This window comes from Novosphingobium sp. B1, assembly GCF_900176395.1.
Lineage (GTDB): Bacteria > Pseudomonadota > Alphaproteobacteria > Sphingomonadales > Sphingomonadaceae > Novosphingobium.
Window position 1 is genome coordinate 1 of the sequence record NZ_FWXL01000010.1, and the last position, 24546, is coordinate 24546.

At 63.7% G+C, this 24546-nt stretch carries 28 protein-coding genes; 8 read left to right on the plus strand and 20 right to left on the minus strand.

Annotation, left to right across the window (positions count from 1 at the left end):
- Positions 1–152 precede the first annotated feature (152 nt).
- On the plus strand, positions 153–623 hold the full coding sequence (locus tag B9A23_RS15895; RefSeq protein ID WP_053003295.1) for a YybH family protein: 471 nt from the start codon (positions 153–155) through the stop codon (positions 621–623).
- Positions 624–702: 79 nt separating this feature from the next.
- On the opposite strand, the gene B9A23_RS15900 is transcribed toward B9A23_RS15895, so the two are convergent.
- The 7 genes from B9A23_RS15900 to B9A23_RS15925 all read right to left on the minus strand — a co-directional run bounded on the left by B9A23_RS15900 (position 703) and on the right by B9A23_RS15925 (position 5002).
- On the minus strand, positions 703–1155 hold the full coding sequence (locus B9A23_RS15900; protein WP_042469180.1) for a flagellar hook-basal body complex protein FliE: 453 nt from the start codon (positions 1153–1155) through the stop codon (positions 703–705).
- The gene (locus tag B9A23_RS23075; protein WP_139797515.1) at positions 1152–1391 is read right to left on the minus strand and encodes a hypothetical protein; all 240 of its coding nucleotides are present in this window, start codon (positions 1389–1391) and stop codon (positions 1152–1154) included. Before B9A23_RS23075 ends, B9A23_RS15900 begins: the two co-directional genes overlap by 4 nt.
- A 56-nt stretch (positions 1392–1447) precedes the next feature.
- Positions 1448–1801, minus strand: a complete 354-nt coding sequence (locus B9A23_RS15905) for an SOS response-associated peptidase family protein (protein WP_231738854.1) — start codon at positions 1799–1801, stop codon at positions 1448–1450.
- 531 nt (positions 1802–2332) lie between these two features.
- Entirely contained in the window at positions 2333–3622 is a 1290-nt protein-coding gene (locus tag B9A23_RS15910) for a Fic/DOC family protein (protein ID WP_042469182.1), read from the minus strand.
- A gap of 2 nt (positions 3623–3624) precedes the next feature.
- Positions 3625–3882, minus strand: a complete 258-nt coding sequence (locus tag B9A23_RS15915; RefSeq protein ID WP_042469301.1) for a hypothetical protein — start codon at positions 3880–3882, stop codon at positions 3625–3627.
- Between the two features lie 128 nt (positions 3883–4010).
- On the minus strand, positions 4011–4397 hold the full coding sequence (locus B9A23_RS15920) for a DUF3768 domain-containing protein (RefSeq protein ID WP_042469183.1): 387 nt from the start codon (positions 4395–4397) through the stop codon (positions 4011–4013).
- 305 nt (positions 4398–4702) lie between these two features.
- Positions 4703–5002, minus strand: coding sequence for a hypothetical protein (locus B9A23_RS15925; protein ID WP_042469185.1), 300 nt, complete (start codon positions 5000–5002; stop codon positions 4703–4705).
- Positions 5003–5276: 274 nt separating this feature from the next.
- Here B9A23_RS15925 and B9A23_RS15930 point away from each other — a divergent pair, with 274 nt between their 5' ends.
- Positions 5277–5786, plus strand: a complete 510-nt coding sequence (locus B9A23_RS15930; RefSeq protein WP_231738850.1) for a hypothetical protein — start codon at positions 5277–5279, stop codon at positions 5784–5786.
- Between the two features lie 5 nt (positions 5787–5791).
- The gene (locus B9A23_RS15935; RefSeq protein ID WP_042469187.1) at positions 5792–6157 is read left to right on the plus strand and encodes a hypothetical protein; all 366 of its coding nucleotides are present in this window, start codon (positions 5792–5794) and stop codon (positions 6155–6157) included.
- Between the two features lie 166 nt (positions 6158–6323).
- On the opposite strand, the gene B9A23_RS15940 is transcribed toward B9A23_RS15935, so the two are convergent.
- The 10 genes from B9A23_RS15940 to B9A23_RS15990 form a co-directional block, all read right to left on the minus strand.
- Positions 6324–8153, minus strand: a complete 1830-nt coding sequence (locus tag B9A23_RS15940; protein WP_042469188.1) for a ParB/RepB/Spo0J family partition protein — start codon at positions 8151–8153, stop codon at positions 6324–6326.
- A gap of 44 nt (positions 8154–8197) precedes the next feature.
- Positions 8198–8389: a hypothetical protein gene (locus B9A23_RS15945; protein WP_042469189.1), complete on the minus strand. Its 192-nt coding sequence runs from the start codon at positions 8387–8389 to the stop codon at positions 8198–8200.
- Positions 8390–9338: 949 nt separating this feature from the next.
- Complete coding sequence (locus B9A23_RS15955) at positions 9339–9656, minus strand: DUF6488 family protein (RefSeq protein WP_042469191.1); 318 nt, start codon at positions 9654–9656, stop codon at positions 9339–9341.
- Positions 9657–9700: 44 nt separating this feature from the next.
- The gene (locus B9A23_RS15960) at positions 9701–10303 is read right to left on the minus strand and encodes a hypothetical protein (protein WP_042469192.1); all 603 of its coding nucleotides are present in this window, start codon (positions 10301–10303) and stop codon (positions 9701–9703) included.
- On the minus strand, positions 10303–10950 hold the full coding sequence (locus B9A23_RS15965; RefSeq protein ID WP_042469303.1) for a HupE/UreJ family protein: 648 nt from the start codon (positions 10948–10950) through the stop codon (positions 10303–10305). Before B9A23_RS15965 ends, B9A23_RS15960 begins: the two co-directional genes overlap by 1 nt.
- 107 nt (positions 10951–11057) lie before the next feature.
- Complete coding sequence (locus B9A23_RS15970; protein WP_084280082.1) at positions 11058–14291, minus strand: efflux RND transporter permease subunit; 3234 nt, start codon at positions 14289–14291, stop codon at positions 11058–11060.
- Complete coding sequence (locus B9A23_RS15975) at positions 14288–15442, minus strand: efflux RND transporter periplasmic adaptor subunit (RefSeq protein WP_042469196.1); 1155 nt, start codon at positions 15440–15442, stop codon at positions 14288–14290. Before B9A23_RS15975 ends, B9A23_RS15970 begins: the two co-directional genes overlap by 4 nt.
- Positions 15439–16698 (minus strand): TolC family protein, encoded by a 1260-nt coding sequence (locus B9A23_RS15980; protein ID WP_042469198.1) that lies wholly within the window; start codon positions 16696–16698, stop codon positions 15439–15441. Before B9A23_RS15980 ends, B9A23_RS15975 begins: the two co-directional genes overlap by 4 nt.
- A 53-nt stretch (positions 16699–16751) precedes the next feature.
- Complete coding sequence (locus tag B9A23_RS15985) at positions 16752–17132, minus strand: hypothetical protein (RefSeq protein WP_042469200.1); 381 nt, start codon at positions 17130–17132, stop codon at positions 16752–16754.
- 41 nt (positions 17133–17173) lie between these two features.
- Positions 17174–18499 (minus strand): MFS transporter, encoded by a 1326-nt coding sequence (locus B9A23_RS15990; RefSeq protein WP_084280083.1) that lies wholly within the window; start codon positions 18497–18499, stop codon positions 17174–17176.
- Positions 18500–18585: 86 nt separating this feature from the next.
- Here B9A23_RS15990 and B9A23_RS15995 point away from each other — a divergent pair, with 86 nt between their 5' ends.
- Positions 18586–18855 carry a metal-sensing transcriptional repressor gene (locus B9A23_RS15995; protein WP_042469202.1) on the plus strand — a complete coding sequence of 90 codons (270 nt, stop codon included), beginning with the start codon at positions 18586–18588 and terminating at the stop codon, positions 18853–18855.
- A 61-nt stretch (positions 18856–18916) separates the two neighbouring features.
- Here B9A23_RS15995 and B9A23_RS16000 read toward each other — a convergent pair whose 3' ends face one another.
- The gene (locus B9A23_RS16000; protein WP_042469203.1) at positions 18917–19876 is read right to left on the minus strand and encodes an Abi family protein; all 960 of its coding nucleotides are present in this window, start codon (positions 19874–19876) and stop codon (positions 18917–18919) included.
- A gap of 354 nt (positions 19877–20230) precedes the next feature.
- Here B9A23_RS16000 and B9A23_RS16005 point away from each other — a divergent pair, with 354 nt between their 5' ends.
- A complete protein-coding gene (locus B9A23_RS16005) occupies positions 20231–20719 on the plus strand; it encodes a helix-turn-helix domain-containing protein (RefSeq protein WP_176218027.1) in 489 nt (162 codons plus the stop codon).
- A 337-nt stretch (positions 20720–21056) separates the two neighbouring features.
- Here B9A23_RS16005 and B9A23_RS16010 read toward each other — a convergent pair whose 3' ends face one another.
- Together B9A23_RS16010 and B9A23_RS16015 are read right to left on the minus strand one after the other, a co-directional pair.
- Complete coding sequence (locus B9A23_RS16010) at positions 21057–21617, minus strand: recombinase family protein (RefSeq protein ID WP_004213255.1); 561 nt, start codon at positions 21615–21617, stop codon at positions 21057–21059.
- A gap of 170 nt (positions 21618–21787) precedes the next feature.
- Complete coding sequence (locus B9A23_RS16015; protein ID WP_014072603.1) at positions 21788–22210, minus strand: MerR family transcriptional regulator; 423 nt, start codon at positions 22208–22210, stop codon at positions 21788–21790.
- Between the two features lie 76 nt (positions 22211–22286).
- Here B9A23_RS16015 and B9A23_RS16020 point away from each other — a divergent pair, with 76 nt between their 5' ends.
- The 3 genes from B9A23_RS16020 to merA are packed head-to-tail and all read left to right on the plus strand — an operon-like array spanning position 22287 to position 24480.
- Positions 22287–22682 carry a mercuric transporter MerT family protein gene (locus tag B9A23_RS16020; RefSeq protein ID WP_014072602.1) on the plus strand — a complete coding sequence of 132 codons (396 nt, stop codon included), beginning with the start codon at positions 22287–22289 and terminating at the stop codon, positions 22680–22682.
- 12 nt (positions 22683–22694) lie between these two features.
- Positions 22695–23024, plus strand: a complete 330-nt coding sequence (locus tag B9A23_RS16025; RefSeq protein ID WP_082052513.1) for a heavy-metal-associated domain-containing protein — start codon at positions 22695–22697, stop codon at positions 23022–23024.
- A gap of 37 nt (positions 23025–23061) precedes the next feature.
- Positions 23062–24480, plus strand: coding sequence for a mercury(II) reductase (merA, locus tag B9A23_RS16030; RefSeq protein WP_004213247.1), 1419 nt, complete (start codon positions 23062–23064; stop codon positions 24478–24480).
- The last annotated feature ends 66 nt before the right edge of the window (positions 24481–24546 follow it).

Here is a 24546-nt window from a genome sequence, read left to right on the forward strand (position 1 = left end):
GCTGGCTTCCTGGCCAGCGAAGGAGTAAACTCGGCCAGCGTCTCGGATGGCAGTCATGAGAGCGTACGTTTTCGACCATCCTCTCACCGGTCCCCGTATTGCCTCAAACGGCGATAGCCTAAAGTGGAGAGTTTTATTTTGGGAGATCAGGAATGAACATCGGGATGAAGACGATCATGGCGTTGTCAATTGCTCTGCCCGCCGCGGCGTGGGCGCAGTCTGACGCTCGAGCCGCTGATGCGCGCGCCGTGAAGGCTGTGCTGTCGTCGTACAAGAAGGCGATCGAAAAGCTTGACGCCGCTGGAACCGAGCGACTGTTCACGACCAACGCGCAGATTTTCGAGACAGGAGCATCTGAGGGCAGCTACACCACGTACTTGGCTCATCATCTCGGTCCCGAGCTGAAGCAGTTCAAATCGTTCCGTTTCTCAGACTACAAGGTCGACGTCCGCTTCGAGGGACCGGTTGCCCTTGCAACCGAAACCTACCGTTACCGGATTCAGCCCAAAACCGGTGAGGCGGCCGAACGGCTCGGTGTTGCCTCAAGCGTACTTAAAAAGGTGGGCGGCAGCTGGAAGATCGTGTCCATGCACAACAGTGCTCGTAAGCCGAAGGGAAGCTAATGGAGGTAGGCGGAGGCTGGTGCGTGAACGTATTTCTCAGCAGGGATTAACGACTCAGGGAGGTGCTTTCGGGATTGCGCTACACCGGCATGCTCATAATGTCCTTGTAGGCGGACAGCACTTTGTTGCGAACCTGCAACGTCGCCTCGAATGCGATTGAGGACTCCTGCCGCGCAAGCATCACCTTCGCGATGTCGGTTTCCTCTCCGCGTTCGTAGGCAACCGTCAAAGCACCAGCGCGCGCATTGATCGCATTAATTTTTTGAAGCTGCGTCTGAAAAGTAGCGGCGAAGCCGCCTAGATCGGCGTGTCCTGATTGCGAAACGGCCGCCGCTCCGCCCACGCCTGAGACAGAATTTGGGCTATCCGCCTTTCCCAGCGCGGTGTGCATCGCTGCGTCAAAAGCCGCTCCTTTCGCAGCCCCGGACACGGAGACAGAGTTCGGGTTGCTTGCTACGTTCCGAAGCGCCGCGTTCTTGTCGAGGACAGCGTTCCGCAAAGCCATGACATCATTGATGGAGATGCTGCTCATATTTTACCTCGGTGCGCCTTCAGCGCACCGACATGTCGCATTGAAACCGTTATGGCATGGTTAATTGAACTTAGTACTGATTGCCTATTCATGAAGCTATGCACCGATCCCTCGCGCAACGTCTCGTCGCGGATAGGTTCGAGGGTATTGTCTTGATACCAGCGTCGCCCCTCGATCCGGCTCCCGGTGCGAAGCACGCCGGTCGCATAGGCAGCGCGGTCCGCATCATCCATCATAGGGTCGCACCAGCGCCAGCGCCGTTTCGTGGGGCCCGTCAAGCTATGTGGTGAAGTCACGCAGATGGAGGATTACCGGCATCGCCTTGGGATGCCATGGCGAGACGATCGCGTTCGGCGAAGGCGTAGGCTTCGCTACGCACAGTCGGTCGCCATATGCCGACGAAGAACGCGATCGGCTCATTGGGGATCAAGAACCACATCTGCCGGGGCTTGCCATCGTCGCCAGTCCCGCCCTCGGGGTGGGGTCCGGCGAAATGGGTGAACGGGACAAGGCAGCGCCGCTCCGGGTTGGCGAGCGACGGCTTCCACATCGATGAAGCGAGGTTGCGGCCATGGGTCACATACTTGTCCAGCTTCACGACCGGGTCGCGCTTGCTCGGCGCCTGGATCGCGAAGCCCCATTCCATCGTGACCGGCTCCAATGGCCGGTTGCCCGGCGACGATCACCGCACGCCCAGGCGCACCGAGGGGTCTTCTTCTCGGTAGGGAAGACTTCGCGCGGCACCGGGGAGGTCTCATCCCCAGGATTGGCAGACGTATCGCTAAAGCGATCCCCGGCAATGGGGTGCGGGTTCGATCCCTGCCGCTGACGTTAAGACCGAGCAAGACGGATCATGGATGTCAAAAATCGCGACTACGCGGTTTTAATCAAGAGAACGCAATAAAAGTTTAGCGTGAGTATTTTGCGCTCTCGATCTGATATTTCCCAACCCGGAAATGAAGTTCTTTGAAGCATGGAGGGTTGATATCAATTCTGAATGCCGGAAGCAGGCACTTTGAGATATTCGACACGAAGGTGACAACTCACGTTTCATCTGTGACGGTGACCGTATCAGGTTTCACGACCGCATCTCCTTGCGTTGACAATCCGGTTCCCGCTTGCGGCGGGGACCGCAATCACACAACCGATTGCACATTCCCCCGTCCTCCAAAAGCTGTCAGCGACTCCGGTCCTTATCGCGCGGTGCTGGCGCTTGCGCCGGGGTCGCGCGGCCGATTTTGACGTCCAGCGATCCGCCCGCTTTGATCCGATCGGCGACGAGCTGGCGCGTCGACTCCGCGATGGCTCCGACCATGCGCGCGCTCTCGCCCCGATCGCGCGCGGTCTTCATGGCCGCGTCGACGATTGCCTGGGCGGGCGCAAGGCGCGGATCGGCTTGGTTCTTCTCCGGCGTGTTCTTCAGGAACAGCTCGGCAAGCCGCTCCTGCCCCGGCGAGTGACCAGGGGGCAGGATCGGCCGCTCCAGCGACCGCACGGCGCGCTGGAGCTGGGCCGGCTGCTGGTTGTTGATTTGAACACCGAGTGCTGCGCCGATCTCCCGCACGCGCTCCAACGGCGTCTGCTGCGGCGTCACGACGGCATCGACCTGACGGACACCTAGATAGGTGAGAAGGTGCGATTGATAGATCGGCCCTTTGGCATGGCGGACATAGGCGAGTTCGGTGCGCGCGTTGGCGATGGCGGGGGAGGGGGCACCCTCCTTAATCAACCCACGCAGCCGATCGGCCGCCTGTTGGCGAGCGGCCGGCAAATAGCGTTCCAGCTCCTCGCGCGCCTTGGTCAGCGTCACGCGGTAGCGTTGCCCCTCGGGCGGCGCGCGCTTGGGGAGCATGGCGATCCCTGCGGGGCCAATCCGCGCCTCGGGCGCGAGGTCGCGCTTGATCGCCGCTGCGGAGAGAACCGCCGCCATTCCGCGATGATCGCCGGTAAGAAAGCCGTGACGGGACGCCTCCATCCAACGGTCCTTGTCGATCGCGGCGATGCGGATCGGGTGGCCGGCTTCGCGGGCGAGCTGGGCGGCATGGTGGCGCATGGTGCGCCCGTTCCCTTCGCGGAAGGGATGAATGGCGTTGATCTCGTTGATGTGGTTGCCGAGCCGATCGAAAAACTCGTCGCGAGGAAGCACCCGCAAGCCGCTCTGCGCTCCTACCTCGGCGAACCGCTTGTCGAGTTCGCGCGCGATGTAGGGGACGGCGGCGAAGCTCGATCCGCCCTTGGCGATGTTGACGGTGCGGTCCTGGCCTGCCCAATCGTAGAGGTCTTGGAACAGGTGTTTGTGAAGGGCACGGTAGCCGTCGGCGGTGGCTGGAAAGGTCAGGCGCGCAGCCTCCGCGCCGCGCGCCTGCGTCAGTCGTCGTTCGGCCTCGGTAAGCGTTTTGTCTTCCGTAATCCCGAGCCGGTTACGAAGCGTCTCGGTGCCGGGATATGTATAAGGATCGCTTGCCAAGGTCAGGCAGCGATCTGGCGGGTTCCGGGCTGATAGAGACTGAGGATAATCGAGGGCATGAGGGCGGGCGGAACGCCCTCGTCGAGCATCATCGAGAACATCGCGTCCTCGTCGATGGTCGGGGTCATATCCTCGATAACGAGATTGGCACGGGCTTCCGCTACGTCCTCGCGCCAAAGCGCAACCTGTTCAGGGCTGCCGCGCTCGAAATCCATCTGGCGGATGCGCTCGCGCAGCGTTTCAAGATCGATCTGGGCCATCGCGGTCATCCTTTCTGCTCATAACCCTACGCCTTCCAACGCGATTCCTCAACAAATCACGTGCGATAAGAGCCGGTCGGTGCGTCGCGATCCGCGCTCGCTTGAACGCGGATCGCACGCCGGGGACGTCAGTATTCGCTCGCGAGCATGATCGTCAGCACGCGCTTGGTCTGTTGCTCATCCCACGGCGCTTCGCTGCCATAGGTAAGCGTGTTGTCGTAGTAGTCCACCTTCCAGAAAACGGTTTCGGCGATTGCCTTGTCGTCGCTCGGTCGCTCCTGCGTCCACGTTCCCGTCGCGAGCCGATAAACCGCGCCGAAATCATGTTCTCCGTGAGGATCGTTGTCGCCGGTGAATTGCGAGAAGCCGACGATCGCCGCCAGCGCCGCGAAGCGATCCGCGTCGGGGAGAGACTGGAAACCCAGCGTGACGTTGGCGATGGATGCGGTGCCCGGTTGGCTCCGGGCTAGGTCATTAAGGCGACGGATGGTGTCGAGTTGTTCGGGGCTGCACATCACTGATCCTCCTTCTGGCATGGGCCGCAAGGCCGCTCGGCCTCACGGCCCTGCCTGTCCGGCGAGGACGGGATGGGGAGGGGGAGCGAGAATCTACCGCTGGTGCGGGCGAGCCGCCTAGCGCGGCCGAAGCCTCCGGCGACGGGTGCCGCGGTTGGCGGATTACACGGGCGGTCGATTGTCGTTCGGGAACGAAAGGGCAGCGCCCTTGGTGTTCCCCTAGCGCCGGTCGCGCGCATCGCGATCGGCGAGAGTTGCGCGGTGCGGATCTCCGCACGGCACTATCGCGCGCAAGCGCGCCCCCGTCAGGAGGGCGCGTTGCGTGCGTCGCGGGCGGCGATCACCAGATCGACGATACGCGGCTGATGGAACAGCTCGCCACGCTCGACAACACCGAGACCGGGACCATCGAGAACGTCGCGGATGCGATCCTGCACGACCTCCTCCAGGTCTCCGGCGAGAACCCAAAAGTGGCGCGGGTCACGATCGCGGCCATCGGCGCGGAACTGGTCGCTTTCGACGACGGCCTGGACCAGCGCGTTCAGCGCGGCCATCCCCAGCGCGCGCTCGAAGGCGAGCTGCGCGAATAGGCGATGATGGGACATGGAAACCTCCGTGTTGCCGTGATTGGCGACGACGGCGGGAGGGGCGCGGAACGCCGGGTCATAGGACCGCGCCAGCGGCCGGCTTGCCGGGCAGCGGGGGAGCCGATTTGCGCAGCAAATTGGGGGGACCGCTGATCCTTGAGGCGGCGTTCCGCGCCCCTCACGATGGGCGGAGACTGACGGACTGCCTCTACAAACCAACGCCCGCCCACGGGGCGGACCGCTAGCCGATTTTCTGCTTTCGTTCTCGACTCGGCTGACTCATAGAATCGTCATGCCGATCATGGCCGAACATCGCTGGCTCTACCCGATCGACTGGCCTGAGTTGTCGAGGCTGATCCGGTTCGGCCGCGCCAAGGGGCGCTGCGAGCATTGCCAGCGCCCGCACGGCCGGCGGGTGTTCCACTTGGGTGACGGACGCTGGTGGGACGCTGATCGCCACCAATGGCGCGACGGGCGCGGTCGCCGGGTGCGTGCGCCTAAGTCGGACGTGGCGACGATCGTGCGCATCACGCGGGTCTATATCGCGTGTGCGCATCTGAACCATGACCCCACCGACAACGCACCACGCAATTTGGCTGCACTCTGCCAGCGATGCCATATGATCCATGACGCGGCCGAACATCGGCGCCGGCGATGGCTGAATGCTTACAGACGTCGGGCCTTGGGCGATCTGTTCGCATGGTTCGAACCACGCGCGATCTTGGTGAGGAATGGCGGCGGTCGTAGTATCAGCTTGGGTGACGGGCTGCGCGGCTCACACGCGAATAGCAGAATGGAGTGATAGCAATGGATACCTTCAACGCTGGCGTCCAATACAACGACTTCAAGGGAACCGTTGCCGCGGACATTTCCGATAATGTCGCGCTTGCCGGCCATCTGGTGTCTTTGGGAAAAGCTGAAAGCGACGAGCGTGTCATTGGATTCAGGATCGCTTCTGGGGAGAACCAGGGGACACCCGTGACCGATGTGTCGCTGGTGGCTTATCTTCTTCGGTCTGCTGAGTTTGAGCCAGCCCCGGCAGAGGTGCGTGCTGTCGAATTGCGCATCACGCCGGGGGAAGCGCTCGCATTTTTCAAGCGTTTCGACCTCGTGGCAGTTCGGCGCGGCGTCGATTTGAGCGGCACTCACGTAGATGGCCCGCATTACGATTAAACTCGCCATCGCGCCGCCCGTCCCTTGTGGGCGGGCGGCGTGCGCTGATCTGCAAGGGCAGCGCGCGCGACGGCCATGCAGAGCATGGCTGTCGCGCCGGCGAGGGGGCTGATGCTGGGCGGTTGGTCGAGAAAAGGGGGTGATTATCACCGCCCCCCGTATCCGTTTACGCCATTTCGTCGGCCTCCATGTCCTCGCCATCGAAGGCATCGGCGTCGGGATCGTCCAGTTCGTGCCGCTCGGGCTGGTCGAACGCCCCGATCTGCATCGGCGCGGGAAGCCAGTGCGAAGCGAGCCGCCCCGACACGTTGACCGCCAAGTCTGCCTTCTTCTTGATGGTTGCGCAGTTGTCGGCGCTGGCATCGCCGCATTCGGCGCGGAGTAGGTCGATAAGGGCCGCACGGCGCATCTTGTCGAACAGGGCGATGGGGGCTTGCCAGCGGGTCGCAATGTCCACGCCTGTCGCGCGGGCCACCTGCTCAAAGTGATGGTGACGCGCACCGGGGGCACCGCCTGCGAACAAGGTGCCGTCCACCGTCATCGCCACCAATCCGGCGAGTAGCGCCATCTTGTCGTCGTGACTCATGGCGCGAATGACCTCGAACCGGCCATCTGCTGGGACCGATGCGAAGCGGTCGGCCATCGTTTCTTCGACCTCCCGCACGTCGCTGGTCGCCATAAGGTCGTCGGCAACATCGGTCGCGATGGTCTTGGCCTGCACGTCTATCGCCATCTGATAGCTGTGCGCGCCGTGGAGTAGCTGACCCGCAAGGCTGTCCAGCAGCACATCCAGCGCCAGCGCCGGGTCGGCTGAAACCGCCTCCTGCACGATGCGGGTCTTGATCCGCGACAGGTCTGCAACAAGGCTGTTGCTGTAGAGCGGCTGCGGCTCGCCGCTGCTCGCCTTGGGCTTCGGCTCGGCCTTCGCGCGATAGAAGCTCTTGCCGAGCGATCCGTCATGCGAAACCCAGAGCGCCACGCCCCCGACCGCGACCTGCTCGGCATTGAACCCGCGCAAGCCCTCAGTGATCGCATCCCGCTGATCGGACAACGGCGCGATGCGGTCGCTGTCCTCGCCCTCGGCCTCGGCGATCTGTTCGATAGCGACGTCGATTGCCTCGATCCGCGCGGCCTCGTCCTCGGTCGGCTCGCGCGTGGCCGGATACAGGCTGCCCTTCATGTAAAGGTCGTAGGGCCGGTCCAGCGTGGCGCGGACCTCATGCCAACCGATCGCGCGATACTCGTCGGCGATACCGTCCAGCTTGTCCTCCGCCAGTTCCTGCACAAGCTCGGGATGGTCGGCAAACCCCTCGGCCCCTTGGCTGAACAGGTCTACCGTGATCGTCCCGCCCTTCGCCTCGTAGGCGTCGCGCCCGACGAAGATAAACGCGCCGCTGGTGGTGTCCACCTTCTCGGTGGTGAGCATCCGCCGGATGGTGTGGGCGTGGCCGTTCGCCGCCTTGCATACCTTCACCTGTTGGTCGTGGTCGTCAGTGAGGGTGAGCGCGCGCGCCGCCTCAAGCGACAACTGGTCCTTGGCGATCAGGTCGATCAGCGCCGGTGCCAGCGCGGAAAGGCGAAGCATCTTATAGACGAAGCTGACCGCCTGACCGAACCGGGCAGCGATTTCCTCGGCGTCCATGCCGGTATCGCGTAGCGCCGCAAAGGCGCGGATGCTGTCTGCCGGGTGCATGTCCTCGCGCTGGAAGTTCTCCGCGAGCGACAGTTCGATGGCCTCTTCCTTGGTGCGGACCTCGACGGGAAACGCGTCGCTGTTCTTGATCTGCTTGCGCTTCGCCAGTTCTTTGAGGCCGCGATAGCGCCGCCCTCCGGCGAACACATAGAACAGGCCCTCGTCCTCATAGGCGACAAGGTTTTGCAACAGGCCGTGCGCGGCAATGTCGTCGGCCATGCTCTCGACGGCGGAAGGCTTCACGCGCCGCTGATTGAGCGGGGAAAGGCGAAGCTGCGACAGCTTGACGGTGATGATACCCATGATGATGCTCCTGATCTGAATAAGGTTCGGTGATGGGGGAGGGGTCAGCCTTCGAGGCTCGCGAGTTCGTCAAACTCGGCCGATGCGCGCGCCGCGCCGTCCCCTGCGTAGGTCGCGCCGGAACGCGGATAGAAGAACACGCGCTCGCCACGGCGGTAGGGGGTGCCGTCCGCGCTGGTCCCGTCCACATTGGCCCGTTTCCAGTAGGGATCGCCCTTGTATCGGGTGTAAGCCATTCTCTTTCCTCCTTCTTCCTGCGGCTGAAAGCCGGTTGCCGCAGCAACCGGGTCTGCCTCTCCGGCGAGGAGCGGGATGGGGAGGGAGGAGGAAAATCGATGGCCTGGCGCGGGCAGGCCGCCTTAGCGCGGCCGACGCCCCTTAGGGCGTCGGGTGCCGCGCTTGGCGGACCACACGGGGCCGTCTATTTTCCTTCGGGAACGAAAGGGCAGCAGCCCTTGGTGTTCCCCGCGCTGGCGGGCCTCCGGGGGAGGGCCGTGGCGCTCTACAGGGGAGCGTCTCGCATCTTTGCGCGTCCGCAGGTGTGCCACGTGGCACACCTCACGCGAGGATCGTTACCCTTTGGGACGAGACGCCGGGACGGTGGCTCGGTCGGCGCGAACGCGCCGATAGGGCCGTGCCCGTCAGGGTCGCGCAGGGTCTTCAAGCCTGATGGTATGGATTTCGCCGTCTTCACCGCCGAAGCGTCAGACCCGCTCATTATCATCGGTGAGGATGTTGGCAGATGCGTAGGAGAGTGCGACCGCGCTCGAATGCGATCGTTCCTCCGGCCATGATCGCACGCGTGTGACGCCCCGTGAAGGGCTCTCCTGTCTTGGACGCCGCCAGAATCTCGGTCGGCCCGGACGGCAACCATGTCACGGCCATGCGCAAACCGTCGTCGAGGAAATCAATGTCGGCCCGGCTGCCGTCTGCGCATGTGACGTATCGCTGTTCCAAGACCCGCGTCATTGAGTGAGGTCGGTGTATCTCCGACGTGTCGCGAGTATTTGGTGACGGCTCCGAACAGCCAACGGTCATCATAAGTAGCGTGGCGGCGCAGATGCGCACGTCAACCATTCCGCTTCCTCATTAATCCGGACTCACGCCTCGCGGGTCCGTCGCCAAGTTGGCCGGCAACCCCGAAGGGCTGCCGGCTCGGGTATGGTCCCGCAACGAGCCGATTATTCAGCTCGCCGAAGGGTTGGCGGAAACAACCTTGCCGTCCGCACCAATCACGACGTGAAGCGTGCGCCGTGCGACAGGCTCGGAGGGATTGGTGAAAGTCACGACGGTCTGACGCGCGCCGTTGGCGGTCCGCTGCGCGGTGCCCTCGACCTTTGCTTTGGACCAGCTCGGGGCGAGCTTGGATTGCGTCACCATGCGAACGACGTGCTGACGCGCCACCTCGGCGGGCGCTTGGCTATGCGCTTCCTCGTCGTGAACGGGATGGGCGGCGGCGGGGGCTGCGGCCAATACCGCGACGGCTAGGACTGCGTATTTCATGGGTAGTCTCCTCGTGGTGGAAAGGGTGGAGTGCATCGCTACGATCAGGATTTCGGCTTCGCAGCGAAGCTGCGGAACGTGCCGGTCGCCGTCACGGTGATGGTCACGGGCGCAGTGGTGCGGTTGCGCCAATACCATCCGTGCATCCCGTCGAAAGGAGCCTGGAAATCGCCCTTCTCGCCGGCGGACGATCCTTTCTCGTAGCTGGTGTATTTATCTGCCGGCGCGTCGTGTTCCTCGCCGTGAAGCTCGAAACGGACCTCCGGTCCGCCGGTCGACCAGGCGTAGGCGATCCGGTCGCCAGCGCGCATGTCTGCCTTCACTTCGCGACCTTCGTCGGGCTGGAGCGTGATCTTCACCTCGGCCGTCTGCGCGGTCGCCGGCACGCTCGACCTTGCAGCCGGCGAAGCCGGCGCCGTGGTCGCCGGGACTGTGGCGGTCTCGGCTGCATGTTCGGCCTGCTTGACCTCTCCCATGCGAGTGAGGCCGAGCAGGCGGCCCGTCCCGATCGGATCGACGCCGTATTCGGCGGGCAGGATCGTCGTCGCGAGCAGCGCGACGGCGACGCCGAAGGCAAGCGCCGTTGCCCGGTTGAGCTGGCGCAGCGTCGGGAGATCGCCGACGTTTGGCAGATTGGCGTTTTTCATCAGGCGTTCCCTTCGAGAATGAGGCCGGCGAGCTGGTAGCCGGTAAGGACGAAGCCCGCGGTCATCAGGACCACGTTCGCGGCAAAGGCATGTCGGCGGAAGCTGGCGGTGCGGCGCCAGTAGCCCATGACGATCAGGATCGCGGACAGAGCGAGTAACTGGCCGATTTCGACGCCGACGTTGAACGACAACAGATTCACCAAAAGGCCGTTCGATGGCAGCGCGAAGTCCTGGAGCTTGGTCGCGAGGCCGAAGCCGTGGAACAGGCCGAAGATCAGGACCGCGGCCTTGGCGTTAGGCTGGACGCCGAACCACCGCTGATAGGCACCGAGATTGTCGAGCGCCTTATAGACCACCGACAGACCGATAATCGCGTCGATCGCATAGGGACTGACGTGGGTGCCGAGCAGAACGCCGGCGATCAGCGTCGTGCTGTGGCCGATCGCGAACAGCGTCACGTAGGCGGCAACCTGCTTCATCCGGTAGAGGAAGAAGATCACCCCGAACAGAAACAGCAGATGGTCGTAACCTGTGACCATGTGCTTGGCGCCGAGATAGAGGAAGGCGCCAGGGGCGGGTCCGTTGATCGTTTCGATGAATGCCTGATCGCCTTCGGCGACCCCATGTGCATAGGCGGCGCTTGCCATGAACGTCGCGGTGGCGACGGCAAGGAACGTCGTCACCCCTCTCAAGTGCAGCGGGAGGCGCCACGGGCGGTTGGATGATGTTTCCACGGTAAATTGTCTCCGCTTCATCACGCGAGCGCGTGCGTCGGGGTGGCAGGGTCGGGGCGTCGCCGTTGCGACCACCGGCCCGCCAGGGCGGTGATCGCTGGCAGCACCAGCAAGGTCAGGGCGGTCGAAGTAATGAGGCCGCCGATGACGACGGTTGCGAGCGGCCGTTGCACCTCGGCACCTGTGCCGGTGGCGAGCGCCATCGGCACGAAGCCGAGCGATGCCACCAGCGCGGTCATCAGCACCGGGCGGACGCGCTCCATTGCGCCGTCCACGATCGCGTCATCGTCGCTCGCCCCTTCCTCGCGATGCTTCCCGATCGCGCTCATCATCACGAGGCCGTTGAGGACGGCGACGCCCGACAGGGCGATGAACCCGACCGCTGCGGTGATCGAGAAGGGGATGCCGCGCAGCAGCAGCGCAAACACGCCCCCGGCAAGCGCCATCGGCACCGCCGAGAACACGATCGCCGCCGACACGAAGCTGCCGAGCGCCATGTAGAGCAGGGCGTAGATCGCAATGAAGCAGATCGGCACCACGATCAGCAGGCGTAGCCGAGCCGATTGCAGGCTCTCGAAGGTGCCGCCCCACTCGGTATACATGCCAGCGGGGAGCTGCATCTGGCCGATCTTCGCCTGCGCTTCCTCGACGAACCCGCCAAGGTCGCGCCCACGCACGTTGATCTGCACGACCACCATCCGCTTGCCGTTCTCACGACTGATCTGGTTCAACCCTTGGGTGTAGTTGAACCGGGCGACCTGGCTTAGCGGGATCGAGCGCGCCACCTGACCTTCGGCAGCGGGCAGCATCACCGGGATCGACCCCAGCGTCTCAAGGTCGTCCCGCTGCGCGTCGGGCAGGCGGACCACGACGTCGAACCGCCGGTCGCCCTCGAACAGCAGCCCGGCCTCACGCCCGCCAAGCGCAGCCGAGACGGTGTTCGCCACCTCCTCGACCGACAGGCCGTAACGGCCCGCCGCCTGACGGTCGATCTGCACGTCGAAGGTCGGCGCGCCGGACGTCTGTTCGGCACTCACGTCGCCAGCGCCGGGGATCGTGCGCATGACGGCGGCGATGCGCTTCGCCTGTTCGCTCATCGCGTCGAGGCCGTCGCCGTAAAGTTTGATCGCGACGTCGGCGCGAACGCCGGCGATCAGCTCGTTGAAGCGCATCTGGATCGGTTGCTGGATCTCCGTCCGGTTGCCGATCAGCGGCTTCATCCGCTCCTCGATGCGGCGAAGAATGTCCTCCTTGCTTTTCACCTCCGTCGGCCACTCGTTCTCCGGCTTGGGGATGACGTAGGTATCCGACGCATTGGGTGGCATCGGATCGGTGCCGAGGTCGGCGTTACCGTTCTTGGAGAAGACCAGCGCCACCTCCGGCAGCGTCTTCAATGCATTCTCGATCTGGAGCTGCATCTGCGTCGATTGGTCGATCGACGCAGATGGCACGCGGAAGTTGGTGACGGTTATGTCCTTCTCGTCGAGCTGCGGCATGAACTCCTCGCCGAGGAAGCCAAAGCTCAGCACGGCCGCGACGAACACGCCGACACCGCCCAGGATGAAGGGCATCGGGCGGGCGACAGCCCGGCCCAGCACGGGGGCGTAGCGTTCCTTGAACCAGCGGATCGGCTTCACTTCCGTCTCACTGACCCGGCCCTTGACGACGATCGCGATCATCGCGGGAACGAAGGTAAGCGACAGGACGAAAGCAGAGGCGAGCGCCACCATCAACGTGATCGCCATCGGCGCGAACGTCTTGCCCTCAACGCCCTGGAAGGTGAGCAGCGGCACGAAGACGAGGAAGATGATGAGCTGACCATAAACGGTCGGCCGCACCATCTCCTTGGCCGCGAGCGTCGTTTCCTCCATCCGCTCTTCGCGGGTGAGAAGCCGGCCTTCATGCTCCTGGCGTTCGGCGAGGCGGCGAAGCGCGTTCTCGACGATGATGACGGCGCCGTCGACGATCAACCCGAAATCGAGCGCGCCGAGGCTCATCAGATTGCCCGACACGCCCAGCCCGTTCATTCCTGCGGCCGTCATCAACATGGTAATCGGGATGACTGCGGCGGTGATGAGCGCAGCGCGGATGTTGCCGAGCAGCAGGAACAGCACGACGATGACGAGCAGCGCGCCTTCGGTCAGGTTCTTTTCCACCGTCGCGATCGTCGCGTTGACGAGCTTTGAGCGGTTATAGACCGGCTCGGCGAACACGTCGGGCGGCAGCGCCTTGTTGATCTGCGTCAGCTTCTCGGCGGCGTCTGTCGCGACGATGCGGCTGTTGTCGCCTACCAGCATCAGCACGGTCGAGATGACCGCTTCCGATCCCATGCGACTGCCGGAGCCGGTGCGGACCGCACCGCCGATCACCACCTGGCCCACGTCCTTGACGCGAACGGGGACGCCGTTGCGGGTCGCGACGACGGCTTCCTGAATGTCTTCGATCGACTTCAGACGAGCATCGGCGCGGACAAGGAAGCTCTCGCCAGCGCGGCGGACATAGTTCGACCCGGCGGAGAGGTTGGCCCGCTCCATCGCATCCGCCAGCTCCGTGACGGACAATCCATAGCTGGCGAGCGCGTTGAGGTTCGGCTCGATCAGATATTGCTTCACATAGCCGCCGTTGGAATCGACGCCGGCGACGCCGCGCACCGCCCGCATCTGCGGGCGGATGATCCAGTCCTGCACCGTGCGGAGATAGGCGGCCTTCGCCAGTTCGGTGGTCAGCCGCTCGCCCTCGGGGGTGAGGTAGCTGCCGTCCGACTGCCAGCCCGGTTTGCCGTCGACCGTCTTCAGGCCCTTGCCGTCGGGATGGCGGAAGGCGACCGAATAGAAGAAGATCTCGCCAAGCCCGGTGCTGAGCGGCGCGAGGATCGGCTGCGCGTTGGCGGGAAGGCTGTCGCGCGACTGTGCGAGCCGTTCCGTCACCTGCTGGCGCGCAAAGTAAATATCGGTGCGGTCGGTAAAGACCGCTGTCACCTGGCTGAAGCCATTGCGTGAGATGGAGCGGGTCATCTCAAGCCCTGGTATTCCGGCAAGCGCCGTCTCCACCGGGAACGTCACCTGCTTCTCGATGTCGACCGGCCCCAGCGTCGGCGCGAAGGTGCTGATCTGGACCTGCCGGTTGGTGACGTCGGGCACGGCGTCGATCGGCAGCTTGGTGATCTGCCAGAGGCCGAAGCCGATGACGACGAGGGTCAGGAAGGCGACAAGCCATCGCATCCGGACCGAAAGGGAGAGGATGCGGCCGATCATTCCGCCGACTCCTTCTCGATCTCGGCCTTGAGAAGGAAAGCGTTGGTGGTGGCGATCTGCGTGCCGGCGGCAAGGCCGCCGGTGATCGCCACCATCCCGCCCGATCGGCTGCCGATCTGAACCGGCTGCGCGCGGAAGCCCTGGCCGGTGCGGACGAACACCACGCTGTCGCTGCCAAGCGTCTGCACCGCGTCTTGCGGCACCATCACGCCGCTCTTTGCGGCCCCGCCACTGGCGAGGATGCGAGCCTGAACAAGCTGGCCCGGGGCAAGCGTGCTGCCGCCGGCGGTCGGCGTGACGACGACCGTCGCGGTCCGCGATTGCGGATCGACGACGCCGGTCGCCGAACGCACCCGCCCTTCTATCGTGCGACCGTCTGTGGTGGTCAGCTCTACCCTGTCGCCTTCTCGGACACGGCCAGCATCGGCAGGCGGGACGCTTGCGGTAATCTGAAGCCGGCTCGGATCGGCGACGCGGAACAGCTCGGTTTCAGCCGCGACGAACTGGCCGAGATTGGCACCGGCATTGGTAACGCGCCCCGAAACGGGGCTGACGACCGCAACCGATCGACCGTCGCCCGACACGCGAGCCGCGCCCGCGGCGGCGCTAGCCCGGCGAGCGTCGGCCTGGGCGACGGCAAGGTTGGCCTGTGCCGATTCATAGTCGGCGCGGGGTGTCACACCCTGCGCGAGCAAACCGCGCTCTCGTTCGAGCTGACGCGCGGCGAGGGTGACGCGCGCGGATGCGGCCGAGCGGTCGGCTGCGATTTGTGAAGCGTCGCGGCTCTCGACCAATGCAAGGGTCTGGCCGGCGCGAACCGGATCGCCGATGCGGACCATGATACGGCTGACCGTGCCTGGCGCGCGCGCGGTCAGCACCGCCTCGGCGTCGGGCGTCGCCTCGACCGTGGCGGAGGCAAGGATCGCGGCGTCCAGCTCGCCGGATGCCGCCGGGGCTACAGTGATTTGCGATGCTGAAAGCGCCTGTTGCGTCATCGCGACCGTGTTCGACGGCTTTGCTGGCGCTGCGGCTTCCGTAGGGGCAGGGGCGGGGGTGGACGATTGGGTGAGGCGCGCAGCGCCGAACCCAAGCGCAGCGGCAGCGACCAGGCCAATGGCGGCGCCGGTGTAGAGACGATTTTTATCGGTCATTGCACCGCTTCTCCGGTGATGGTGAGGCCCTGCAGACGGGCCAGATTGGCGCGAGCGTCGAGGCGCGCTGCGGCGGCGTCGAGGATGACGCCACGGGCGACCCCGAGATTGTGACGCGCGGCAAGGAGTTCGATCAGCGGGCTTTTGCCCGCCTCGTAGGCCACGCGAGCGAGGCGATAGCCCTCTTGGGCGGTCGCCAACGTCCGCTGCGCGGCAGCGGCGCGAGCGTCGGCTGCCTCTACCAGTGCGAGACCAGCGCGTGTCCCCGCCTCGGCTTCGAGCCGGGCTGCTGCGGCACGCGCCTCGGCACCTTGCAGTTCGGCACGTGCCGCCGAGATGTTGCCCCGGTTGCGATCGAAGAGGGGCAGCGGGACGGATATGCCGGCAACGACGGCGGGGCCGCTCGCGACGCGAAGCTGGCGCACGCCGAGCTGCGCGGTGACGTTGGGGATGGCGAGGCGCTGTTGCACCGTCACCGCTCGCGCTGCGGCGTCCCGTTCGGCTTCTGCAACGCGCACCATCGTCGCCTGCATAGGGTCGATGGGGCCGAACGCCGGCTTGGCGTCGAGCCGATCCAAGAGTGATTCCGACAGGCCGGTGAAGGGGGTTGTAATACCGGCCAGCGCGGACAGGCGTGCCAGCGCGGCCGTCTTGAGGGCGCGCGCGTTTTCGAGGTCGGCCTGAAGCGTGTTGAGTTCTGTTTCAGCCTGCACCTGCCGGAGGCGGGCTTCCTTGCCAGCGCCGACCAAGGCGCGGGCCACCTTCAGGTCGTCGGTCGCCTCCTCAACTTCGTCCTCGGCAATAGCGATGCGCCGATCGGCGATCTCGGCGCCGGCATAGGCGCGTGCCAGCTCGGTCGCATAGACAAGGCGACCATCGCGATTGCGCGCCTGCGCCGCGACGATGCCGGCTTCACCGGCGGCGATCCGGGCTGATCGCTTGCCACCCAGCTCGATGGGCTGATCGATCTGGAACGTCGTTTGCTGCTGGTTGCGCGCGTTGCGATCGAGGTCGCCCGCGAAATTTTCGGCATAGACGTTGATCGACGGGTTAGGCCGCGCGCGAGCTTGCTCGGCAAGGCCCCGCGCGCGGGCGACGTCGGCTTCCAAGACCGTGACGCGGGGCACATCGCGCGTCTGGTTCAGAAGCTGTGCGAAAGGGGGCGCGGTCTGCGACCACGCTGCACCCGCGGGCCATAGCGCCGCGAGCGTGCCGGCCAGCGCAAGCACGCGCTGCCGGCGATAACTGCCGTTCATAATCCATAATCCTCCAGGGGTAAGTCTGTCGGCGCGTCACGCGCCGGCGAGACTCATCCGCGGGGAGGGCGCAGGAGCTTGGAAGGATCGATACCGCTCGCCAGCGATGTGGTGAGGATCGACCACGCGCGAGCGGCGACGATCGCCGGCACTTTCGCAGTCGTCGGCCCGTCGAAGGCGACCCAATGACCAGCGGCATGAGCGAGAACATGCACCGGACTGTCGCCGCCAGTCTGCTTGGCGGGAGCGTGATCGTTATGCTCGGCCGCAGCCGCATGGTCATGGTCATGGTCATGGTCGACGGCGGCGACTTGCACGGGCACATGGTCATGGACCATCGCGCTGTGCCACGACGACGCCGCGACGAGGCCGAGCATGGCGACGAGCGCCAGCACGGCTCCGAACAGCGCGGAAGAGGAACGACGCATCGCCATCGTGCGCAGCGTAGGCGGACGTTGGGAACGGGGCAAGGAAATCACTTACCCGGCCATTTTGGATGGCGACGGTCGATCACATAGGGATGTTCGCCGTGGCTGTGGACCGCGAGATGCGGATCATCGGCGGCGAGGTCGCTATGTTCATGCGCGATCACGTCGGGGTCGTTCGCGGGCCATATACGGACGGCGACGAGGGTGCCGATCGCAGCAAGAACGGCCATCGCACCGAACGCCGCCTCCATTCCGACGCGAGCGCCGAGCTGGCCGTCGAGCGGATAGCAGACCAGCCAGCAGACGTGGCTGAGTGCGAATTGTGCCGCGAACAATGCGGGGCGATCATCGGCGTTCGCCGACCGACGTAGCAGCCGTCCCGATGGCGTGACGCTCGCTGAATAGGCGACGCCCAGCACCAACCATCCGCCGAGCAGGACATGCCAGTAGGCCGGGCCTGGCTGCATGATGGCGGTGATCGCGGCGAGGGCCGCGAGCGCCAACGTCAGGATAGCGGCGGCGACCAGCATGACGGTCCGATCCGCAATCCGATCGAGGATACGAGGCAGGGTCAGCGCAGCGGTGATCGAGCCGCCCCCGAAGGCGGCGAGGGTCAACGCGACGTCGCGCTGGCTTAGGCCCATGCCTTTCACGATAACGACGGTGTTGACGATCACCATTGCGCTCGCGGCGGCAGCGGTGAGGGTCAGCGCCAGCAATCCGCGCAGGCGAGGCGTCGCGAGGTATATACGCGTGCCCCGCGTCGTCTTGTCGTAGATGCCGCCCTCGGCCTCAACCGGCGCCGGTCGGGGCAGGACGGTCGATACGACCAGCAGCGCCGACGCGACAAAGCCTATCGCGGTGCCCGAGAACAGCCAGTGGTAGCTCATCACCGTCAAAAGACCGGCCGCGAGGATCGGGCTCGTCAGGCTCTCCATGTCATAGGCGAGGCGGGACAGGGACAGCGCGCGGGTATAGTCGCGTTCCTCCGGGAGGACGTCCGGGATCGTAGCCTGAAAGGTTGGCGTGAACGCGGCCGATGCCGATTGCAGGACGAAGATCAAGATATAGACCTGCCAGACTTGGTTCACGAACGGCAGGCAAATGGCGACACCGGCGCGGATCACGTCCATTCCGACCAGCAAGGCACGGCGTGGCACGCGATTGGCGAACGCGCCGGCGATCGGCGCGACGCCGATATAGGCGACCATCTTAATCGCAAGCGCAGTCCCCAGCACCGCCCCGGCACTGCCGCCAGCTATGTCGTAAGCGAGCAAGCCGAGCGCGACCGTCGCCAGTCCCGTTCCTACAAGCGCGATGATCTGCGCGAGGAAAAGGTGCCGATACGTGCGGTTGGCGAGGACACTGAGCATGATCGCGCTATATCCCCCCGGGGGATCGAGTCTATCCCCCCTGGGGGATACTCGACAGCAGCCCCTCACGCGCACTAAATAAGGGGATGGCCCATCACGCTCACACCAGCCACCCCGCAATCGTCAAACGGCTCAACCGCGTCGCTGGTCATCTGCGTAGCATCGTCGGCATGATCGAAGAGGAGCGCCCCTGCGTCGATATTGCGCAACAGCTTCAAGCGGTCGAAAACGCCATCGCCAGCGCCAAGCGCGCGCTCATCAACGATCATATCGACCATTGCCTAGTCCATGCCGAAGAAGGTGAGGGGACCAAGGCGGCGGTGGAGCAGTTCCGCGCGATCTCAAAATACTGGTGATGCGCCGCGCGGCGAGGGGTGTGCCACGTGGCACACCTCCTGAAGACCGCTACCGGGCGCATTAGGCCCAGATCGCTTCCTGATCCCAGCCTTCGAGAAACCCGCCCTGCGCGGCGCTGGCGAATGGCATTTCGGGGAAGGAAAGCCAATGTGCTTTCATCCGGCCACTCCACGATGTGCCCGGATTGATCCGCTTGGCGAGATAGGAGGCAACTGCCGCCGCGCCATAGACACGGTTCCGCTGCACGACGTCGTTGCCGATATGGACCATGCGCGGCGCCTCGAACGCTTTGGGCACCTGGGGCTGGTTGATGATGCCGGTATTCCACAGCCGGGAATGATGCGCGCTGATGTTGCGCACGAAGGCAAGGCTCTTGATCCAGCTCACCAGCGTGTCGGGGAGCAGATTATAGCGTTTTGCGATGGCGAAACGGTCGTTGGGATGCGCCATTTCGAGCAGCCAGGATAGCGTTCCAAAATCCCATGCCTCGACAGCCATCCAGATCGGCATTGGCGGCGTGTAGGTATTGTAGAACTCCGACACCCAATCGTCTTTACAGCGGTCGACGGAATCGTCCGCCTTCGCCAACCAGCTCAGGTGCCGGGTCGTGCCTTTAAAATTAGCGTTCGCACGATTGGGATCGAGGTAGGCGACCGATCGATGGGCGAACAGGTCACGATTCCCGAGCGCATGGGCGAGATCGACGCGCAGCGCGACTTCGATCCGTTCGATGGCATCGAGGAAGAGCAAGCGGAGCTGCTTGTCGAAGAGATAGAGATCGACGGCATGGCGAAACTCGGCACCGGCTTGAAACTGGTCGGTGCGAATGGTGCGCGTGGCATCGTCGGGATCGGGGATGCGCTCTTGCAGCGGTTGCCAATAGGGCGACAGGCGACCGTAGCCGATTCGCTCAAGATGGCGGATGGCTTTGGCTTGGTCGGTGACGCCCAAACCGCGGCCTTCAAGGAGGGCGAGCTGGTCGGCGAAGCTGAGATGGGGTTTGGCGTAGGGCGGAAGCATCGCCCCAGATATGAAGAAGGCCGCCCCTTGATGCCATAGGCAACAGCGGGGACGGCCATGTTGTCCTCTATCTAGATGTTCGGGTCTGAGGATTCAATTAAAAATTGACGGCGGGTCGCCGCGTGACCGCTCGGGCGAGGCAAACGCGCTCCGACAAATTTTGGGGGAGGCAAATCTGTCTCCGCCCTATATGCTTCCTTATCCTGATTACACGGTATCGTGTTTACGGGCTCACTGTGCTTCGTGAGACATTGGTGCCTCCCTCACTAGGGACAACAATGTCTCCGAGTGGGCGACGTTTTTGTCTCCCCACCCCCTCTGGAAATGGTGCGCGAATGTGCTATTTCCACCATCATGAGCAAGCAACCCGGCGATACCACAAAGGAGGCAGGATCGAACGTCTTTTCGATCGCGGCGGTGGCGAAGCCGAAGAAGCGGAAGGACAAGTGGCCGGATGCCGTCCTGTCGCGTGGCTACAGCATGATCCCGTCGATCCTGTTGTGGGGCCAGGCCAAGATGGGTCTGAAGCCTGACGAGTTGAACGTGCTGCTTCAGCTCATCAGCCATTGGTGGTCGGCCGATCACGATCCGCATCCTGCCAAGGACACGATCGCCCGCCGTATGGGCAAGGACGCACGGACGGTTCAGCGGCACCTGACCGCGTTGGAGACGAAGGGTTTCATCAAACGGGTCGAGCGCTTCAAGCGGCACAAGGGCCAGGACAGCAATGGCTACGATCTGTCCGGACTGATCGCCAAGCTGGAGACGATCGCGCCGGAGTTCGAGAAGGTGACGGATCAGAACAAGCGCCGACGCGCGAAGGCTGAGACGAAAACGGCATAGGTTTCAAGGATCGCGCGCCGCGAAAGCGGCGTGTGGGGCCGGTCAGTCCAAGGCCGGTTCGGAACGTAGGGATTGGCGCTTCGGGCAGAAGCATGGCCCCCTTCCAAAAGGGGTAATGACGCCGCCAATCCCTACGCTCGCTGATTTAGCACAGCGGGGCGCTGACCCCAAACCCCGGGGAAGCTCATGAGCTATACCGAAGAGACACGCCAATCGACCTGCCCTTCATGCGGCAAGCTCAACCATGTCATCGTGGCCTATGCCGGGGACTATCGGGCGTCACCTCAAGCTTTGTACGCTGAACAACGATTTTCCGGACATAATGTGAACATTGGTGTCAGGCAGCGGCGCGAAGGTACTGGTAGAGGGTTTCGCGGCTGATGCCCATGTCGCGCGCGATGGTCGCCTTGCGTTCACCGGCGGCAACGCGGCGGTGCAGATCGGCAATCATCTCATCCGAGAGCGACCGTTTCCGCCCCCGATAGGCGCCGCGCTGCCGAGCGATCGCAATGCCTTCGCGTTGCCGTTCGCGGATCAGGGCGCGCTCGAACTCAGCAAACGCACCCATGACCGAGAGCATCAGATTGGCCATCGGGGAGTCCTCCCCCGAGAAGGACAGGCTTTCCTTCTCAAACTCGATCCGGATACCTCGCTTGGTGAGGCCCTGGACCAGCTTGCGCAGGTCATCCAGATTGCGGGCCAACCGATCCATGCTGTGGACGACGACGGTATCGCCTTCGCGGGCGAAAGTGAGCAGAGCCTCAAGCTGGGGGCGGTTGACGTCCTTGCCCGATGCCTTGTCGGTGAAGGTCCGATCGAGCGACTGACCTTCCAATTGGCGATCCACATTCTGATCGAACGTGCTGACCCGGACATAGCCGATCCGTTGCCCCTTCACTGCGCACTCTCTCCATCAAAATGTCAGGTTGAAATCTATGATACGCAACGACATTCGTCAACAAATTCCGTTTAGTACCCTAATCTGACAGAAACCGCGGTAGCGCCCTGACGTCCGGTTAGGCTATACTCCAAGCTGACATCACAAAATCAAATCCCTCAAAGATGGCGTCAATTGCCTTGATGGGGTAAAAACTGGAGTGCTTCCAGGATGGGACATTCGGCAACGTCATCTCCAGTGCATCTGGCTAACGTGGTCGCCAGCGTCACCTCTATCTTCTGCAAATCTGCAATGCGGCGGCGGACATCTTCAAGGTGGAGTTCGGTTCTCGCCATAACCTCCGCGCAGGTTTGTGCACCGGTATCGGTGAGCGACAACAATGACCGTATCTCATCCATTGCATAGCCAAGGTCGCGCGCGCGCAGGATGAACTGCAACCTTTGCACCAGTTCCGGCGAATAGACGCGGTAGCCGTTGGAACTGCGAGGCGGCCCCGGCAGCAATCCCACCTTCTCGTAATAGCGGATGGTTTCGAGATTGCAGCCTGTTTTCCGGGCAAGCTGGGCACGCAAGATGCCGACCTGTTGCTCCATGAAAATACCTCTTGAGTCTGTAGTGGCTACAGAGCCTACACTGCGAATCACTCAGTTGGAACAAGGGATTCAAGCCATGGTCTCAACGCCGGAAGCGGGACAGCCAGCCCTCACCGAAAACCACGAGCCGAAGCAGGCAAACTGGGTTGCGGCGGGCGCATTGATCGGCGCGGGGCTCGCCTCGGCTTGCTGCGTCGTCCCGCTACTGTTGGTTATGCTCGGAATTTCCGGCGCGTGGATCGCCAACCTGACGGCGCTCGAACCTTACAAGCCCTATGTCGCAGGCGTAACGCTCGCGCTGCTCGGCTACGGCTTCTGGCATGTCTATTTCAAGCCGAAACCGCCCTGTGAAGACGGTTCCTACTGCGCTCGTCCACAATCGGCTTGGACCACCAAGGCGGTGCTGTGGCTGGGCCTTGCCGTCGCCATCCTGGCGCTCACCATCGACTGGTGGGCACCCTGGTTCTATTGAAAGGAAATACCCATGAAAAAGACAGTATGTATCGCTATGGCCGTGCTGGCTATGGCTGGCGGCGGGGTCGCCTATGCAGTTAGTGGCACGGCGCAAGATCGCCCCGCGGCTACCGCAACCGCTCAGAAGCAAACCACCTTTGCCATAGAGAACATGACCTGCGCCACCTGCCCGATCACCGTGAAGAAGGCGATGGAAGGCGTCGCCGGGGTAACGGCGGTCACGGTCGATTTCGCAGCCAAGACCGCGCGCGCAACCTATGACCCGCGCCGCACCAATGCTGCTGCGATTGCCGCTGCATCAACCAACGCGGGTTATCCGGCGCGCGCTATTCAAAACTGAGCGGGGCGCCGCCAGCGCCTCAAGAAAGCGATAAGCAATGAACGACTGTTGCAACCGCCCCGGGCAGGAAGGATTTGACGTGGCCGTCATCGGCGCGGGTTCTGCCGGGTTCTCCGCCGCGATCGCCGCTGCCGATCTGGGCGCGAAAGTGGCGCTCGTCGGTCACGGCACGATTGGCGGCACCTGTGTCAATGTTGGCTGCGTTCCTTCCAAGACGCTGATCCGCGCCGCCGAAGCGGTGCATGGTGGGCTTGCCGCCGCGCGCTTTCCCGGCCTTGGGGGCGCTGTCCAGATGGATGACTGGTCCGTATTGGCGGCGTCGAAGGACGATCTTGTCACGACGCTGCGCCAAAAAAAATATGTCGATCTGCTGCCCGCCTATGACGGTGTGAGCTATATCGAGGGCAAGGCACGCTTTGCCGATGGTGCGCTGATTGTCGGCGATGCGCCCATGAAGGTCGGCAAGGTCATATTGGCGATGGGTGCGCACGCCGCCGTGCCGCCGATTCCGGGGATGGACAGCGTGCCCTACCTAACCAGCACATCGGCGCTGGCGCTGGATCGCTTGCCCAAATCGCTGCTGGTGATCGGTGGCGGGGTGATCGGGGTAGAACTGGGACAGATGTTTTCGCGTCTGGGCGTTGATGTCACCATCTGCTGCCGAAGCCGCCTGCTCCCCGAAATGGACCCGGAAGTGAGTGCCGCGCTGAAAAACTATTTGGAAGCCGAGGGCGTGCGGGTTTGCGCAGGTGTCGGCTATCAGCGTATCGCCCAAACACAGAGCGGGGTCGAATTGACCTGCGAGGGGCATTGTGACACCGTCGCGGCGGAACAGGTGCTCATCGCCACCGGACGCCGACCCAATAGCGACGGGCTTGGGCTGGAGGAGCGCGGCATAGTGCTTGCCCGTAATGGTGGAATCGTCGTCGATGACCACCTCGAAACGTCGGTTCCAGGCATTTACGCGGCGGGCGATGTAACGGGACGGGACCAGTTCGTCTACATGGCCGCCTATGGCGCAAAACTGGCCGCGCGCAACGCGGTGACGGGCAACCAATACCGCTACGACAATTCCTCCATGCCATCCGTCGTCTTCACCGACCCGCAAGTCGCCAGCGCCGGCCTCACTGAAACGACAGCACGGGCGCAAGGCCTGGACATCAAGGTTTCGCTGCTCCCGCTCGATGCTGTGCCAAGGGCACTGGCAGCACGCGATACGCGGGGTCTCATCAAACTGATTGCCGACAAGGCGAACGACCGTTTGCTGGGCGGCCAGATCATGGCACCCGAAGGCGCGGATTCGATCCAGACACTGGTGCTGGCGATCAAACACGGCATGACCACCCTGGAATTGGGTGCAACGATATTTCCTTACCTGACCACTGTGGAAGGCCTCAAACTGGCGGCCCAAACGTTTGATAAGGATGTCGCCAAACTGTCTTGCTGCGCCGGGTGATTGCTCGGGGATCAACCGGCAACGAATGGCCTCCCTCCAGTGCAAGCCGCTTTGGTGTCAATTTTG

Coding starts and splice junctions, on each gene's coding strand:
- B9A23_RS15895 (WP_053003295.1), top strand. CDS start 153: ATGAACATCGGGATGAAGACGATCATGGCGTTGTCAATTGCTCTGCCC.
- B9A23_RS15900 (WP_042469180.1), bottom strand. CDS start 1,155: ATGAGCAGCATCTCCATCAATGATGTCATGGCTTTGCGGAACGCTGTC.
- B9A23_RS23075 (WP_139797515.1), bottom strand. CDS start 1,391: ATGATGGATGATGCGGACCGCGCTGCCTATGCGACCGGCGTGCTTCGC.
- B9A23_RS15905 (WP_231738854.1), bottom strand. CDS start 1,801: ATGGAATGGGGCTTCGCGATCCAGGCGCCGAGCAAGCGCGACCCGGTC.
- B9A23_RS15915 (WP_042469301.1), bottom strand. CDS start 3,882: ATGGCCCAGATCGATCTTGAAACGCTGCGCGAGCGCATCCGCCAGATG.
- B9A23_RS15920 (WP_042469183.1), bottom strand. CDS start 4,397: ATGTGCAGCCCCGAACAACTCGACACCATCCGTCGCCTTAATGACCTA.
- B9A23_RS15925 (WP_042469185.1), bottom strand. CDS start 5,002: ATGTCCCATCATCGCCTATTCGCGCAGCTCGCCTTCGAGCGCGCGCTG.
- B9A23_RS15930 (WP_231738850.1), top strand. CDS start 5,277: ATGCCGATCATGGCCGAACATCGCTGGCTCTACCCGATCGACTGGCCT.
- B9A23_RS15935 (WP_042469187.1), top strand. CDS start 5,792: ATGGATACCTTCAACGCTGGCGTCCAATACAACGACTTCAAGGGAACC.
- B9A23_RS15940 (WP_042469188.1), bottom strand. CDS start 8,153: ATGGGTATCATCACCGTCAAGCTGTCGCAGCTTCGCCTTTCCCCGCTC.
- B9A23_RS15945 (WP_042469189.1), bottom strand. CDS start 8,389: ATGGCTTACACCCGATACAAGGGCGATCCCTACTGGAAACGGGCCAAT.
- B9A23_RS15955 (WP_042469191.1), bottom strand. CDS start 9,656: ATGAAATACGCAGTCCTAGCCGTCGCGGTATTGGCCGCAGCCCCCGCC.
- B9A23_RS15960 (WP_042469192.1), bottom strand. CDS start 10,303: ATGAAAAACGCCAATCTGCCAAACGTCGGCGATCTCCCGACGCTGCGC.
- B9A23_RS15965 (WP_042469303.1), bottom strand. CDS start 10,950: ATGGCAAGCGCCGCCTATGCACATGGGGTCGCCGAAGGCGATCAGGCA.
- B9A23_RS15970 (WP_084280082.1), bottom strand. CDS start 14,291: ATGATCGGCCGCATCCTCTCCCTTTCGGTCCGGATGCGATGGCTTGTC.
- B9A23_RS15975 (WP_042469196.1), bottom strand. CDS start 15,442: ATGACCGATAAAAATCGTCTCTACACCGGCGCCGCCATTGGCCTGGTC.
- B9A23_RS15980 (WP_042469198.1), bottom strand. CDS start 16,698: ATGAACGGCAGTTATCGCCGGCAGCGCGTGCTTGCGCTGGCCGGCACG.
- B9A23_RS15985 (WP_042469200.1), bottom strand. CDS start 17,132: ATGGCGATGCGTCGTTCCTCTTCCGCGCTGTTCGGAGCCGTGCTGGCG.
- B9A23_RS15990 (WP_084280083.1), bottom strand. CDS start 18,499: ATGCTCAGTGTCCTCGCCAACCGCACGTATCGGCACCTTTTCCTCGCG.
- B9A23_RS15995 (WP_042469202.1), top strand. CDS start 18,586: ATGGCCCATCACGCTCACACCAGCCACCCCGCAATCGTCAAACGGCTC.
- B9A23_RS16000 (WP_042469203.1), bottom strand. CDS start 19,876: ATGCTTCCGCCCTACGCCAAACCCCATCTCAGCTTCGCCGACCAGCTC.
- B9A23_RS16005 (WP_176218027.1), top strand. CDS start 20,231: ATGAGCAAGCAACCCGGCGATACCACAAAGGAGGCAGGATCGAACGTC.
- B9A23_RS16015 (WP_014072603.1), bottom strand. CDS start 22,210: ATGGAGCAACAGGTCGGCATCTTGCGTGCCCAGCTTGCCCGGAAAACA.
- B9A23_RS16020 (WP_014072602.1), top strand. CDS start 22,287: ATGGTCTCAACGCCGGAAGCGGGACAGCCAGCCCTCACCGAAAACCAC.
- B9A23_RS16025 (WP_082052513.1), top strand. CDS start 22,695: ATGAAAAAGACAGTATGTATCGCTATGGCCGTGCTGGCTATGGCTGGC.
- merA (WP_004213247.1), top strand. CDS start 23,062: ATGAACGACTGTTGCAACCGCCCCGGGCAGGAAGGATTTGACGTGGCC.